The sequence below is a fragment of the Pseudoxanthomonas sp. LARHCG66 genome (assembly GCF_052871755.1).
This window is the reverse complement of sequence record NZ_JBIXJW010000002.1, coordinates 532406-546617: the sequence shown is the minus strand read 5'-3', so window position 1 is coordinate 546617 and position 14212 is coordinate 532406. Positions and strand designations below refer to the sequence as shown.

Here is a 14212-nt window from a genome sequence, read left to right as displayed (position 1 = left end):
TCCCATGTGGCTGTTCTTGCCGGGACGTGGATGCGGCATCCTGTGCGGATGGAAAGGACATCCCGTCGCGGCACCCCCCTGCGCTGGCTGCGGCGAGGGCTGCTGGCCCTCGTCGCCCTCTATGCGCTCTATCTGCTCGCAGGCAACGTGTTCCTCAACACGGCATTGGGCGAAGCCACCCTGAACCGCAAACCGGAGCGTTTCCGGATGCAATGGGCGTCCGGCAGTACCTGGTGGCCGGGGCGGGTCAGCCTGACCGATGTCACCCTCCAGGGTCAGGCGCGGCGCATCGCCTGGGACGCACACGCCACACGCGTGGAGGGCCGCATCGCGTTGTGGCCGCTTCTTTCGCGACGGTTGCATGTGCCCGAGGTGCGCGCGGACCAGGTCCATGGCGGGGTCCGGCGTGTGGCAAGCGAGTTGGCGCCGCCACCGCCGCGCGCGGGCGGTTGGGAGCTCCAGTTCGACCGCATCGCCAGCGATTCGGTCCGCCGTGCCGCATTCGATGCATGGGTGCTCGAAGGCGAAGGCCGCGCGCAGGTCGGGTTCTACAAGCAGTTGCGCGGAGGACCAATGGAACTGATGCCGTCGACATTCGACATGACCGGCGCACGGGTGACGCGCGAGGGCGCCGAGGTGCTGCGCGAGGCGACCCTGCATGCAGGGTTCGCCCTTGATCGCCATCGGCGCGAGCAGGCCGCCGGGCTCGACAAGCTGCTCAAGACGCGGCTGGACCTGCGGCTTGGCGGCCGCACCTCAGGATTGAACGTGGCCGTCAGTCCGCGCGGAGAGGTCGCGGTCAAGCTGGTGCCGGGCGAGGGCAGGGCGGACATCGCCCTGGCCTTCGAGCGTGGCCTGCTCGCGCCGGGCGGCCGCGCGCAATGGACGATGGCCGTCGCCGGCAACGACATCACGGGCGCCGTGCGCCACGACATCCTGGGCATCGATGTGGCCGTGGACCAGGACATCGCGATCAAGGCGACCGTGCCGCCGCAGGCCGATGGCAGGCTGGCGGTGGAGGCGGATATGCGCCTGCGTGGCCGACGCGTGCCTTTGCGCGACTTCGCCGGTGTCCTGCCGCGCGCATCCGGACATGTGGCCGGGACCTGGCATTTCGATTCGCTGCGGTGGTTGTCCGGGCTTTTCCCGCAGGCGCCATGGCTGAAGCTCGATGGCGCCGGTGCGATCAGCGCCGACGTGCAGGTGGTGGACGGCAGGCTCGCGCCCGGCAGTCGCATCGAGGTGCCGGGCGTGGACGCGGTCGTCGACGTGATGGGCAACCGCATCCGTGGGCGCGCCCGCGCGGACATCCGGCTTGATGCCGGCGCTGGCGGCGAACTGCTGCCGCGGCTCAAGGCGGTGATGGAGACGTTCGACGTCGCGGCGGTGAAAGCGCCCGGTAAGCCGTACGTGCGCGGGCGCAACCTGCGCCTGTCGGTGAATGCGGACGATGGCACGCGCATGCGCGAGACGCTGAAGGCGCGTGTGGTGTTCGACGATGCCACGGTGCCTGATCTGCGCGTCTACAACCCGTTCCTGCCGCGGCGTCACATGCGGTTCGACGGCGGTGCCGGCTACCTCAGTGGCGACCTGTCGCTGGATGCCGCCGGTGAGGTCGGGCATGGTTCGCTGCGTATCGCCGGGCGGGGCACGCGCATGTTCCTTGCCGGCATCCAGCTTCGGGGCGATGTCGATCTGGCGCTGCGCCTGCGCCGGGCCGACCTGAAGCGCCATCTGTTCGTGGCCGACGGCAGCACGCTGCAGGTGCGCAATGTCAGCTTCCGCGAACCCGATGGCGGGACCCGCGCGGGCTGGTGGGCCCGCGCGACGCTGGGGCGCGCGCGGCTGGACATCGATCGTCCGCTCAGCGCGGGCGGACTTGCCGACGTGACGATGAAGGACGTGGGCTTCCTGCTGGCCCTGTTCTCCCGCAAGAAGGAGTACCCGGCTTGGGTCTACCGACTGATCGATGCAGGCCAGGCGCGTGTCGATGGTCGCGTGCAATGGCAGGACGACGTGCTGGTCCTGGATCGCCTGCAGGCGCGCAACGACCGTTACGAAATGCGGGCACGGATGCGGCTGCAGGGTGCCCGGCGGCAGGGCGATCTCTACGCCAAATGGCGGGCGTTGAGCGTCGGCGTGGAATTGCAGGGTACCCAGCGCAAGTTCCACCTCGTCCGTGCCGGGGCCTGGTACGACGGCCGCCCCCACTACCTGGAATAGCCCGGTTTGCGCAGTCGTCGCGCGTCTGGAAACGGCGTCACCTGTTCAGGTAAATGCAGTGAAGAACGTAACCGGGATTCCGGCCCGCTGCCCCCGAATTGGTCTGATATCGGTAACACGCAGCAGGGGCGCGGGTTTGGCGCACGTTCATATTTGTGACTCGACGCAGCCGCGCGCTGAACCGTCCGGTTCTGTTTTGCAGTGCAGCGTGCAAGACGCGTAACGGACCCTTCACGATGGCCCCGCATCCCGACGTGGGGGAGGGAGCAAGCCCGCAGTGGCCTAGCCATTGCGGGCTTTTTTATGCCTGCAGCAGCAGGAGTGGAAGCCCGGGATCCCCTGCGCGAATCCCGGCCCATGACCGTACTGCCGTCGTCCCCCGCCCTGACTCAGGGGCTTTGCCCCGCAGCATTCCAGCGCGCGGCGTGGTGCAAGACCTTTGTCGACCGCAGGGCCCCAGGCGAAAGCGGCTAGAATTGGCCCATGGCCGATACCCCCGCACGCGTGATTCCGCTCCAGGTCGTCAGTTCTTCGCCCGCTCCCCTGGAGACGGGCGCCAAACAGCTGGGGGGCGACAAGATCGGGCGTTCGCCGGTGCAGTTCGCGGACGCGCCGGTACTGCGCAAGCCGTCCTGGATCCGGGTACGCATTCCCTCCGACGGGTCGGTGGCCAAGCTGAAGGCCAAGCTGCGCGAGAACCGCCTGGTCACCGTCTGCGAAGAAGCCAGCTGCCCGAACATCCATGAGTGCTTCGGCCACGGCACGGCCACCTTCATGATCCTGGGCGAGGTCTGCACGCGGCGCTGCTCGTTCTGCGACGTCGCCCACGGCCGCCCGAAGCCGCCGGACGCGTCCGAACCGCTGAGCCTTGCCCACACCGTCGCCGACATGGGCCTGAAGTACGTGGTGGTGACCAGTGTGGATCGCGACGACCTGCGCGACGGCGGTGCCCAGCATTTCGTCGACTGCATCGCCGCCATCCGCGAACACTCGCCCGCCACCCGCATCGAGATCCTGACCCCGGACTTCCGCGGCAAGGGCCGCATGGACCGCGCGCTGGAGATCCTGGCGGTCAATCCGCCGGACGTGTTCAACCACAACATCGAAACCGTGCCGGACCTGTACCCGAATGTCCGCCCCGGTGCCGACTACCAGTGGTCGCTGACGTTGCTGCAGCGATTCAAGCAGCAGCACCCGCACCTGCCCACCAAGTCCGGCATCATGCTGGGCCTGGGTGAAACCATGGAGCAGGTGCAGGCCACGCTGCGCGACCTGCGCGCGCACGACGTGGACATGGTGACCATCGGCCAGTACCTGCAGCCCACGGCCCACCACCACCCGGTGCTGCGTTACTGGACCCCGGAAGAGTTCAAGGAACTGGAGCTCTACGGCAACGCACTGGGCTTCAGCCACGTGGCGTCCGGCCCGCTGGTGCGTTCGTCCTACCACGCCGACCAGCAGGCGGCGCAGGCGGCCCACGCTGCGCAACACGCGGGCTGAATCCCGTTCCGGAACCGTGACGCCGGACCACCCCGCCGGCGTCGCCATGTCCGCCTCCCGGCCATGGCACGGCCACGGTTCACCTTTTCCTACGCTCCGGCCTTTAGGCTGCCCAAAGGCAGATGACAATGCACGCAACTTTGTGCACTGTCGGCGTGTCGAATCCGCAATCCGTTCCAGCCTGACGGGCCTCCGGGCCATGAGTACGCAATGACACTGAAGAAAGCCCCCCTCCTGCTGTTGGCCCTGGCCCTCTCGACCCCGCTGGCGCTGCTTGCGCGCGGCGACGGGGACGCGGTCGCGGTGGCACCCACCACCGACCAGTCCAATACGTCCAAGCTGGTCTACGGCCTGCTGTCCGACAGCCGCTACGCGTACCGTCCGCGCCCGCTGGACGACACCCTGTCGCAGGATGTCTTCAAGCGCTATTTCGAAGCGCTGGATGGCGGCAAGCAGTTCTTCACCGCTGCCGACGTGGAGCGCTTCGCGCCCTACAGGACCAAGATGGATGATGCGATCCGCAGCGGCGATCTTGCGCCGGCCTACGAGATCTTCACCGTCTACAAGCAGCGGGTCGGCCAGCGCGTGGCATTTGCACGTGCGCTGCTGAAGCAGGACTTCGACTTCAACGGCGACGAACGCTGGGACTACGACCGCGAGGATGCGCCGTGGGCCGCCGATGGCAAGGCCCTGGATGCGATCTGGAAGAAGTCGGTGATGAACGACTGGCTGCGGCTGAAGCTGGCCGGCAAGAAGCCCGACGACATCCGCAAGACGCTGGACAAGCGCTACGCCAACCTGCAGCGGAGCATCAACGAGCTGAAGACCGAGGATGTCTTCCAGACCTTCCTCAACGCCTACACCAGCGCGATCGATCCGCACACGGATTACTTCACGCCGCGCACGGCGGAGAACTTCAACCAGTCGATGTCGCTCTCGCTGGAAGGCATCGGCGCCGTGCTGCAGCGGCAGGACGATCTGGTCGCCGTCCGCGAGATCGTACCGGGTGGTCCGGCCGACCTGAGTGGCAAGCTCAAGGTGGGCGACCGCATCGTCGCCGTCGGGCAGGGCAAGTCGGGGCCGCTGACCGACGTGATCGGCTGGCGCATCGACGATGTCGTGGCGCAGATCCGTGGCAAGAAGGACACCCAGGTCCGCATCGAGTACATCCCGGTCGAGGCCGGCATCGACGGCAAGCATGCGCAGGTCACCATCACGCGCCAGAAGGTCAAGCTGGAAGAGCAGGCGGCGAAGGCGGAAACCATCACCCTGCCGGCCAGCGGGGGCGAGGCCGAGCGACGCATCGGCGTGATCAAGTTGCCGGCGTTCTACCAGGACTTCGAAGGCCGTCGCCGCAACCCCAACGATTTCAATTCCGCTACCCGCGACATCGCCAAGCTGCTGGTGCAGTTCAAGGCACAGGGCGTGGATGGCGTGATCATGGATCTGCGCAACAACGGCGGCGGCTCGCTGGACGAGGCGGTGGAGCTCACCGGCCTGTTCATCGACAAGGGCCCGGTCGTGCAGGTGCGCGAGTCGGGCGGCCGCGTGACGGTCAACAGCGACCGCAAGACCGGAGTGGCCTGGGAAGGTCCGCTGGCGGTGCTGATCAACCGTGGTTCGGCCTCGGCGTCGGAAATCTTCGCGGGCGCCATCCAGGATTACGGGCGTGGCCTGGTGATCGGCGAAACCAGCTTCGGCAAGGGCACCGTGCAGAACATGGTGGATCTGGACCGCTGGCCTGCCAACGAAGCGCCGCGCTTCGGCTCGGTGAAGCTCACCATCGCCCAGTTCTTCCGCGTGGCCGGTGGCAGCACCCAGCACAAGGGCGTGGTGCCGGACATCGCGTTCCCGGTGAGCGTGGACGCCAGCGAGTACGGCGAGAGCACCTACGACAACGCATTGCCGTGGACCCGCATCGCCGCCGTGCCGCACACGCAGTACGGCAACTTCGCGCCGCTGCTGCCCCGGCTGGAGGCTTTGCACGCGGCGCGTTCGGCCAAGGACAAGGAGTTCCAGTGGTGGTCGGAAGACGTGGCCCAGTTCCGTGCCGAAGCGGCGAAGAAATATGTCTCGCTCAACGAGGCCGAGCGCCGCGCAGAGCGTGACCGCCAGGAAGTGCAGCGCAAGCAGCGGCAGGCCGAACGCAAGGCATTGGGCCTGGCATTGGATCCGTTGGCCGAAGACCTGGCCGATGACGGGCTGGGCGCTTCCGAGCGCGACATCGTGAAGGATGCGCAGCGCGAGAAGCTGGCCGACAAGCGTCCGGACCCGTTGCTGCGCGAATCCGCCGCGATCCTCTCCGACGCCATCGGCATCCTCGGCCAGGACCGCAAGCTCTCCGCGCAGGTGTTGCCGGATTCGCCGGGTCCGGGTCGCTGGGCCGAATGATCGCTCTGTAGGAGGGGCTTTGGCCCCGATGCCCTTCGATCGGTGTCGCGCGGTCCTGGAGGTGTGTTTGGGGCTGGTTTTCAGCCGGCCCACTGGCCAGCCCTTCCTGTGGACGATCTTCGGGGCTGAAGGCACGCCAGGCACAAGATCCGGATAGCGCCCCCCTGGCGTGCGCCGTAGTCTGGGCGCATGGACACCATGTCACGCCGATCGCTTCCCGAACCCGCCCGCGCCGGCCTCGCCGATCCCCTGGAGGCGGCGCGTCGCCTTCTCGACCAAGGCGATCCCTCGCTGGCCGAACTGGCGGCGCATACCGGTCTCAGTGCTTCGCATCTGCAGCGGCGCTTCCGTGCGCGCTTCGGACTGAGTCCGGCCGAATACCTGGCGAGGAAAAAGCTGGGCACGCTGAAGCATGCGTTGCGGGAAGGCAGCGACGTCACCACCGCGTTGTATGACGCCGGCTATGGCTCGCCCTCGCGGCTGTACGAACAGGGCGCGGCGAAGCTGGGCATGACCCCGGCCACGTATCGCGCTGGCGGCCGCGGCATGACGATCCGCTGGGCCATTGTCGACACCGTCCTCGGTCGTGCGCTGGTGGCGGCCACCGAGCGCGGCATCTGCGCGGTGGAACTGGGTGACGACGACGCGGCACTGGAACAACGGCTGCGCGCAGAGTTTCCGCAGGCGCAGCTGGAAGGCGTCGAAGCCGGTCGCGACGAATTCCTCGCTCCCCGCCTGCGCGCCGTTGCCGAACGCCTGGCGGGGCGCGATACGGCGGTGCCGGTGGACCTGCTGGGCACGGGGTTCCAGCAGCGCGTGTGGGAGGCGCTGATGAAGATTCCCGCAGGCGAGACGGTCAGCTATGCCGGACTGGCCCGCACGCTGGGGGCACCCCGCGCGGCGCGCGCGGTTGCCAGCGCCTGCGCACACAACCGCATCGCGGTGGTGGTGCCTTGCCATCGGGTGATCCGGGGCGATGGCTCGCTGGGTGGCTATCGCTGGGGACTGCCCCGCAAGCAGGAGTTGCTTGCGCGGGAGCGCGTTTGATCGGCGACGGATTCTGTTCCTGCGACAACGGAGATGCAGGCTTGAGCGGGATTCAAGCCGGGCCGGAAACGTTTCAAGCAGTCGAGGACATCGGCGCCACGCCGCGTGCCCGCGAGTGGCCTAGAATTGCATGACGCCGAACTCCCCCACGGTTCCCATGACCTCTTCCGTTTCCACCGCCGCGCCTGCACGTGGCGGGTTGGCCGTCGCTGCCGCCCTGGCCATCGTCTACGTGGTCTGGGGTTCGACCTACCTGGGCATCCGCTTCGCGCTGGAAGGCGGTTTCCCGCCGTTGCTGATGGTGTCGGGCAGCCGCTTCGTCGTTGCCGGCCTGGTGCTGTTCCTGTTCCTTCGCTGGCGCGGCGTGACGGCGCCGACCCGCGCGCAGTGGAAGAACCTGCTGGTGATGGGCGCGTTGCTGCTGCTGATGGGCAACGGCATGGTGGTGCTGGCCGAACAGACAGTGTCGTCCGGCCTGGCCGCCGTCGCGGTGGCCTCGATGCCGTTGTGGATGGGCCTGTTCGGCGCGATGCGCGGGCAACATCCGACGCGCGGGGAATGGCTGGGGATCATCATCGGGTTCGCCGGCGTGGTGTGGCTCAATGCGGGCAGTTCGCTGACAGGGTCGCCGGTCGGCCTGGTGCTGTTGCTGATCGCGCCGATCGCATGGGCCTATGGCTCGGTGTGGTCGCGCGGCCGTGACCTGCCGTCGCCGTTCATGACCGCCGCTGCGCAGATGCTGGCGGCGGGCGTGATGCTGGTGCTCGCCGGGCTGCTGCATGGTGAGCGTTTCAACACGGCGGAGTGGACAGTGACGGGGGCGCTCGCCGTTGCCTACCTGGCGGTGTTCGGTTCCATCATCGCGTTCACGGCCTACGTCTGGCTGCTTCACCATGCGCGACCCGTGCTGGTGGGCAGCTATGCCTACGTCAATCCGGTGATCGCGGTGGCGCTGGGTGCCTTCATTGCCGGCGAGACGTTCACTTCGCACGATATCGGCGCCATGGTGGTGATCCTGGCGGGCGTGGTGGTCATCACCCTGGCGCGCGCGCGGCAAGCGAAATGAGTGCGGCAGCCATCGACCGCAGAGGGCTGGCGATCACCGCCGGCACGTTCCTGATCTGGGGCGTGGTGCCGCTGTACTGGCATCTGCTCAAGGCGGTGCCATCGTTCCAGATCATCGCGCACCGCATCGTGTGGAGCGCGGTGCTGGTGATCGGCTGGCTGTTGCTCAAGAACGGACGCAACTGGTGGAAGCAGGTGCGTGCGCAACCGCGCGCCGTGCCGTGGCTGGGCGTCAGCAGCCTGCTGATCGCGTTCAACTGGGGCCTGTACATCTGGGCGGTGAACGCAGGCCATGTGGTCGAGACCAGCCTGGGGTACTTCATCAATCCGCTGATCAACGTGGTGCTGGGCGTGCTGGTGTTGCGTGAGCGCCTGTCGCCCGCGCAATGGATCGCGATGGGTTTTGCGCTTGTCGGCGTGGCGTGGCTCACGCTGCAGTCCGGTTCACCGCCCTGGATCGCGCTGGGTCTGGCGTTCTCGTTCGGTCTGTATGGGCTGGTGCGCAAGCTGGTGGCGGTGGACCCGGTCGCCGGGCTGGGCGTCGAGAGCCTCTACCTGTTCCTGCCCGCGCTGGCCTACGTGGCCTGGGGCGAGTTCGGCCACGGTGGCGGCTTCGTCAGCGGCTATGGCTGGAAGAACGATCTGCTGCTGGTGTTCGGCGGCGTGGTGACGGCGGTGCCGCTGATCGGGTTCGCCTACGGCGTGCGGCGCATTCCGTTGTCGGTGGTGGGCCTGCTGCAGTACATCGCGCCCAGCATCCAGTTCCTGATCGGCGTGCTGGTGTTCGAGGAAGCCTTCGGCGTGGAGCGTGCGATCGGCTTTGCAGCCATCTGGACGGGCCTGCTGATCTTCGCCAGCGATGGACTGTGGCGCGCACGCCGTCGCGATGTGCTCGCGACGGCGACCTCGGGCAAGTAGTTCAGCCCGACGTCTTCGCGGCGGGGGCGGGGCAAGGCCCGCCTGCATCGGCCCAGGTCTTGAATGCGGCGACGAACTGGTCGTGCGGCACCGGCACCGGTGCGCGTTCGCCACCGGGATTCCAACCCCAGAGCACCAGCTTGTCTTCCGCCACGTGCTTGGTGAGCGCGGCGAAGTCGCGGCCGCCATTGCGCTTCTTGTCCTGGATCATCGCGCACAGCTGATCGGCGGGCAGGCCGATCCAGGCCATCTTGTGGTCCGGCGGCGGCAGCGACCAGTGCGGCGCCCCCGGCGGTGCATGCGGCCCGTAGCTGGCTGGCGGATTGGCTTCGTTGTGGCAGGTCGAGCACGGTTGCCCGGGCGCGCCCTTGCCTTCCGGACCGCGCACCACGTTCATCGCATGCGGTGTCTGCGCGTCGAACTGCAGCGGCTGGTCGCCCGGGATATGGCAGTTGCTGCAGCGGGGGTGCTGGAACACCTTCTCGATGGTGGCGAAGGCGGTCAGCGCCTGCGCCTTCTGCTCCTCGCTGATGCGGGGGCCGCAGGCGGTGAGCAGGAGAACGGTCAACGACATCAGCGCGATGCGCATGGCGGTCTCCTCAGGCGGTCGGTGCGGGGGTGGCAGCAACGGGCAGTTGCAGGGGAAGTTCGCGCAAACGCTGTCCGGTCAGGGCGAAAACGGCGTTGGCCACGGCGGGTGCGATCGGTGGCGTACCGGGCTCGCCCACGCCGCCCATCCTGTCGGTGCTCGGCACGATGTGGACCTCGATCTTCGGCATCTCGTGCATGCGCAGCACGCGGTAGTCGTGGTAGTTGGATTCCTGCACCTGGCCCTCCTTGAGTGTCAGCGCGGAATGCAGCGTGGCGCCGAGCCCGAAGACGATGCCGGATTCCATCTGCGCCGCGACGGCGGCGGGATTGACCGCCACGCCGCAGTCGATTGCGCAGACCACGCGGTGCACGCGGATCCGGCCATCCTCCACCGACACCTCGGCGACCTGCGCGACGTAGCTGCCGAACGATTCGTGCACGGCGATGCCGCGTCCGCGTCCTTGGGTGGCGGGCGTCGCCCAGCCGGCCTTTTCCGCGGCCAGGTTCAGTGCGGCCAGATGGCGCGGATGGTCCTTCAGCAGGGCACGCCGGTACTCCACCGGATCCTTGCCGGCCGCATGCGCCAGTTCGTCGACGAAACTCTCCATCACGAAGCCGTTGACGCTGTGGCCTACCGAGCGCCACCACAGCACGGGGATGCCGGTCTTCGGCGAATGCAGGTCCACCCTGTGCGCGGGCGTGCCGAGCACGTAGGGCGAGTTGGCGACGCCTTCGGTCGAGGTGGCATCGATGCCGTCCTTGACCATCATCGCTTCCATGAAGGTGCCGGCCATGATGGATTGGCCCACCATCACCTGGTGCCATGCGACAGGCGTGCCGTCTTCGCCCAGGCCCACCTTGATCTTCTCGACGAACGCGGACCGGTAGTAACCGCCGCGCGTGTCGTCCTCGCGCGTCCATACCGTCTTGACCGGCGCTTTCGCGGCCTTGGCCACGTGCACGGCTTCGGACACCACGTCCGAGTCGGGCGTGGCGCGACGCCCGAAGCCGCCGCCCAGGAAAGGCGTGTGGATGCGGACTTTCTCGGGGGGGATGCCGAGGATCTTCGCGGTGCTGTTCTGGTCCAGGGTGGGGAACTGCGTGCCGCACCAGATGTCGCACTCGCCGTCGCCGATCTTGACGGTGCAGTTCAAGGGTTCCATCGCCGCGTGTGCGAGGTACGGCACGGCGTATTCGGCATCGACCGTCTTCGCGGCCTTGCCGAGTTCGGCAATGACATCACCGGCGCGCACGGCGGTCGGGCCGTCGGTGGTCGCCAGTTGGGAGAACTCCTGACGCAGCGTCGCGCTGTCGAGCTTGGCGCCGTCGCCGGCTTCCCACACCACCTGCAATGCGTCGCGGCCCAGTTTCGCCGCCCAGAAGTGGTTCGCCACCACGGCCACGCCGCTGGGCACCTGCACCACGTCGCGCACGCCGGGCACGGCGCGGGCGGCGGTGGCATCGAAGGTCTTGACCTTGCCGCCGAACACCGGCGAACGCAGCACCACGGCGGTCAGCAGGCCGTCGAACTGCACGTCCATGCCGAACACCGCACGCCCGGTGATCTTCTCCGGCGTATCCAGCCGCTTGGTCGCCTTGCCGATCAGGCGCCAGTCCTTCGGGTCGCGCAGTTTCAGCGACGCAGGATCGGGCGCGGTGAGCTTGCCGGCGGCATCGGCGAGTTCGCCATAGCGCAGGCGCTGGTTGCCGGAGACCACGGCGCCGTTCTCGGTACGCAATTGCGCCACCGGCACGTTGAGGCGGGCCGCGGCCGCCTGCAGCAGCATCGCCCGGGCGACGGCGCCGGCTTGGCGGTAACGGTCGAACTCCGACCACGTGGTGGTCGATCCGCCCGTGCCCTGCATGCCGAACACGGGGCTGGTGTAGGCCTTGTCGGCCGGACCGTGTTCGACACGGACCTTCGACCAGTCCGCGTCCAGTTCCTCCGCGATCAGCATCGGCAGGGTGGTCCAGATGCCCTGGCCCATTTCGGCATGCGCGAGCAGCACGGTGATCGAATCGTCCGCGGCGATGCGCAGGAACGCATTGGGCACGAACGCAGCGGCGGCAGCGGGCTGGCCCTCCTGCGCCCAGGCGAAGCGGTGGGCGCCGGGAACGGCGATGCCGACGACCAGTCCGCCGCCGACGAGGGCGGTGGAGCGCAGGAAGTCGCGGCGCGAGGATTTCAGTTCAAGGTTCACGGACACGACCTCCGTCGAACATCGGATCGGGGCCACGGCGCAGGGAGCGCCGTGGATGCATGGGGATCAGGCCTTGCCCAGTTCCGCCGCGCGATGCACGGCGGCGCGGATGCGCTGGTACGTGCCGCAGCGGCACAGGTTGCCGGAGAGCGCCTGGTCGATGTCGCTGTCGGTGGGCGTGGGCACCACGGCCAGCAACGCCACCGCCGACATGATCTGGCCGGACTGGCAGTAACCGCACTGCACCACGTCCAGTTCCGCCCACGCCTTCTGCACCGGATGCGAGCCGTCGGCCGACAGGCCTTCGATGGTGGTGATCTTCTTGCCGGCGACGGCGGAAGCGGGCGTGATGCAGGCACGGAGCGGCGAGCCATCGACATGCACCGTGCAGGCGCCGCACTGTGCGATGCCGCAACCGAACTTGGTGCCGGTCAATCCCATCAGGTCGCGCAGGACCCACAACAGCGGCATGTCATCCGGCGCATCGATGTCGCGCTCGGAACCGTTGACGTTCAACTTCATGGTGTCTCCCTGGCGGCGGCGTGGGACCGGCTGACGATACTCCGCGGAAACGTGCCGTGCCAGTGAAGGCGGGGGCCGATGCTTGCATGATCCTGCGGGATCGTTGCCCGATGCGCGGACCGCCGCGGGAGGCGTTGCCTTCGGCCCCGTGCTTGCGCCATCGTGGCCGGCATGTCCGTCCACCGCCACCCGCTGGAAGTGTCCGCGCGCGCCAGCGAGGCCGCCGACGGCAGCGCCTTGGTGGTCGTGACCGCCACCGAAGGCTCCACCTATGTCCGCCAGGGTGCGATGGCGGTGTTCGCGGCGGACGATGCGCAGACCGGCTGGCTGAGCGGAGGCTGCCTGGAACCGGAGATCGCGCGGCGTGCCCGCCATGCGGTCGCCGAAGGGCACCTCGATGCGATGGAGATCGACACGCGCGATGACGAGGACCTGCTGGCAGGCTCCGCCGTCGGCTGTCGTGGTCGCCTGCATCTGGCGCTGCTGCCGCTGGACCACATGCCGGGCTGGTCGCGTGCGGTGCAGGCGTGGTGGCAGGGAGAGGGGCCGCTTTCGCTCCGCATATCCGCCGGGGGCGAGGTGCAGGCGCGGGTGGGCGACATCTGCCTGGACTGGCACTTGCCACTGGCAGCGTCAGGGGCGATCGGGAACGCCGCGGGCGATGTGGTCGTTTCACCGCCGCCGCGCGTGGCGATCTTCGGCGCCGGTCCCGAAACGTCACCGCTGGTGGGCTGGCTGCGCCAGCTCGGTTGGCACGTCACCGTGGTGGAGCGGCGCGCGCGCTGGATTCCCGATACCGATATCGCGGATGCATGGCTGATGCGCGCGCCCGACGAAGCGCTTCGCGTGCTGCGGCCCGCGCCGCATGCAGCGCTGGTGATGCATCACCATTTCGAACATGATCGCGAAGCGCTGGTGGCGCTGGCGCAAGCCCCCATTCCGTTCATTGGTCTGCTCGGCCCGGTGCGCCGGCGCGAAGACCTGCTGCGGGTGATTCCCGCGCACCTGCATGGCGTGCTGTCGCAGCGACTGCGTTCGCCGATCGGCCTGAAACTGGGTGGCCAGGGACCGGAGGCGATCGCATTGAGCATCGCCGCGCAGCTGCAGGCCTGGCATCACGGCGAATCGGCATGAGCGCGTTGCACGCGGCGGTCGTGCTGGCCGCAGGCGGCAGCCGTCGGCTCGGGCGGCCGAAGCAGCTGCTTACGCGTGACGGAGAAGCACTGGTGCATCGCGTGGCCCGGCTTGCACTGGAGTCCGGTGCGTCGCGTGTGCTCGTCATCATCGGTGCACGGGCGGACGACATGCGTGCCGCGTTGGCGGACCTGCCGCTCGAATGCGTGGTCAACCCCGCCTGGTCGTCCGGCATGGCGGGCAGCGTGCGCGTGGCGGCGGAAGCGCTCGCGACACATGCCGGCGCCACCTTCCTGCTTGCCTGCGACCAGCCTGCGCTGGAGGCCACGCATCTGCGTGGATTGCGGGAGGCCGCGCAACGCGCGGATGCAGGATCGGCGGCAACGCGGTTCGGCGACCGGCTTGGTATTCCGGCGCTCGTATCGCCTGCCATGCTGCGTCAGGCGCGGACATTGCCGGATGGCGATCGCGGATTGCGCGACGTGCTCAGCGCCACGGATGCGGGGGTCGCGGCTTGCGACGCTCCTGGCCTGGAGCACGACATCGACACGCCCGATGATGTGGCGGTCGCCGTGGCGAAGGGGTGGCTGGACCCGGTGGGTGCGTGATGAAGGAACAGG

At 68.3% G+C, this 14212-nt stretch carries 11 protein-coding genes; 8 read left to right on the top strand and 3 right to left on the bottom strand.

Translation table 11 applies throughout. The annotated features are described in order from the left end of the window. Positions 1-48 precede the first annotated feature (48 nt). The 6 genes from ACIPRS_RS09510 to rarD all read left to right on the top strand — a co-directional run bounded on the left by ACIPRS_RS09510 (position 49) and on the right by rarD (position 9144). Positions 49-2223, top strand: a complete 2175-nt coding sequence (locus ACIPRS_RS09510) for a hypothetical protein (RefSeq protein WP_446538380.1) — start codon at positions 49-51, stop codon at positions 2221-2223. A gap of 483 nt (positions 2224-2706) precedes the next feature. After that, a complete protein-coding gene (gene lipA, locus ACIPRS_RS09505; protein ID WP_446538379.1) occupies positions 2707-3723 on the top strand; it encodes a lipoyl synthase in 1017 nt (338 codons plus the stop codon). 210 nt (positions 3724-3933) lie between these two features. Next, on the top strand, positions 3934-6114 hold the full coding sequence (locus tag ACIPRS_RS09500; protein ID WP_446538378.1) for a carboxy terminal-processing peptidase: 2181 nt from the start codon (positions 3934-3936) through the stop codon (positions 6112-6114). A gap of 198 nt (positions 6115-6312) precedes the next feature. After that, entirely contained in the window at positions 6313-7161 is an 849-nt protein-coding gene (locus ACIPRS_RS09495) for a methylated-DNA--[protein]-cysteine S-methyltransferase (RefSeq protein WP_337731736.1), read from the top strand. Positions 7162-7318: 157 nt separating this feature from the next. After that, positions 7319-8227 carry a drug/metabolite exporter YedA gene (gene yedA, locus ACIPRS_RS09490; protein ID WP_337731735.1) on the top strand — a complete coding sequence of 303 codons (909 nt, stop codon included), beginning with the start codon at positions 7319-7321 and terminating at the stop codon, positions 8225-8227. Next, positions 8224-9144, top strand: a complete 921-nt coding sequence (gene rarD, locus ACIPRS_RS09485; protein WP_446538377.1) for an EamA family transporter RarD — start codon at positions 8224-8226, stop codon at positions 9142-9144. Before yedA ends, rarD begins: the two co-directional genes overlap by 4 nt. A gap of 1 nt (position 9145) precedes the next feature. On the opposite strand, the gene ACIPRS_RS09480 is transcribed toward rarD, so the two are convergent. The 3 genes from ACIPRS_RS09480 to ACIPRS_RS09470 all read right to left on the bottom strand — a co-directional run bounded on the left by ACIPRS_RS09480 (position 9146) and on the right by ACIPRS_RS09470 (position 12458). Next, the gene (locus tag ACIPRS_RS09480; RefSeq protein ID WP_192202258.1) at positions 9146-9733 is read right to left on the bottom strand and encodes a hypothetical protein; all 588 of its coding nucleotides are present in this window, start codon (positions 9731-9733) and stop codon (positions 9146-9148) included. A gap of 10 nt (positions 9734-9743) precedes the next feature. Next, entirely contained in the window at positions 9744-11936 is a 2193-nt protein-coding gene (locus ACIPRS_RS09475) for a molybdopterin cofactor-binding domain-containing protein (protein WP_446538376.1), read from the bottom strand. Positions 11937-12002: 66 nt separating this feature from the next. Next, entirely contained in the window at positions 12003-12458 is a 456-nt protein-coding gene (locus ACIPRS_RS09470) for a (2Fe-2S)-binding protein (RefSeq protein ID WP_192202256.1), read from the bottom strand. Between the two features lie 171 nt (positions 12459-12629). Here ACIPRS_RS09470 and ACIPRS_RS09465 point away from each other — a divergent pair, with 171 nt between their 5' ends. After that, on the top strand, positions 12630-13592 hold the full coding sequence (locus tag ACIPRS_RS09465; protein WP_446538375.1) for an XdhC family protein: 963 nt from the start codon (positions 12630-12632) through the stop codon (positions 13590-13592). After that, positions 13589-14200: a nucleotidyltransferase family protein gene (locus ACIPRS_RS09460; RefSeq protein ID WP_446538374.1), complete on the top strand. Its 612-nt coding sequence runs from the start codon at positions 13589-13591 to the stop codon at positions 14198-14200. Before ACIPRS_RS09465 ends, ACIPRS_RS09460 begins: the two co-directional genes overlap by 4 nt. Positions 14201-14212: the final 12 nt, after the last annotated feature.

Coding starts and splice junctions, on each gene's coding strand:
- ACIPRS_RS09465 (WP_446538375.1), top strand. CDS start 12,630: ATGTCCGTCCACCGCCACCCGCTGGAAGTGTCCGCGCGCGCCAGCGAG.
- ACIPRS_RS09460 (WP_446538374.1), top strand. CDS start 13,589: ATGAGCGCGTTGCACGCGGCGGTCGTGCTGGCCGCAGGCGGCAGCCGT.
- ACIPRS_RS09495 (WP_337731736.1), top strand. CDS start 6,313: ATGTCACGCCGATCGCTTCCCGAACCCGCCCGCGCCGGCCTCGCCGAT.
- yedA (WP_337731735.1), top strand. CDS start 7,319: ATGACCTCTTCCGTTTCCACCGCCGCGCCTGCACGTGGCGGGTTGGCC.
- ACIPRS_RS09510 (WP_446538380.1), top strand. CDS start 49: ATGGAAAGGACATCCCGTCGCGGCACCCCCCTGCGCTGGCTGCGGCGA.
- ACIPRS_RS09470 (WP_192202256.1), bottom strand. CDS start 12,458: ATGAAGTTGAACGTCAACGGTTCCGAGCGCGACATCGATGCGCCGGAT.
- rarD (WP_446538377.1), top strand. CDS start 8,224: ATGAGTGCGGCAGCCATCGACCGCAGAGGGCTGGCGATCACCGCCGGC.
- ACIPRS_RS09500 (WP_446538378.1), top strand. CDS start 3,934: ATGACACTGAAGAAAGCCCCCCTCCTGCTGTTGGCCCTGGCCCTCTCG.
- lipA (WP_446538379.1), top strand. CDS start 2,707: ATGGCCGATACCCCCGCACGCGTGATTCCGCTCCAGGTCGTCAGTTCT.
- ACIPRS_RS09480 (WP_192202258.1), bottom strand. CDS start 9,733: ATGCGCATCGCGCTGATGTCGTTGACCGTTCTCCTGCTCACCGCCTGC.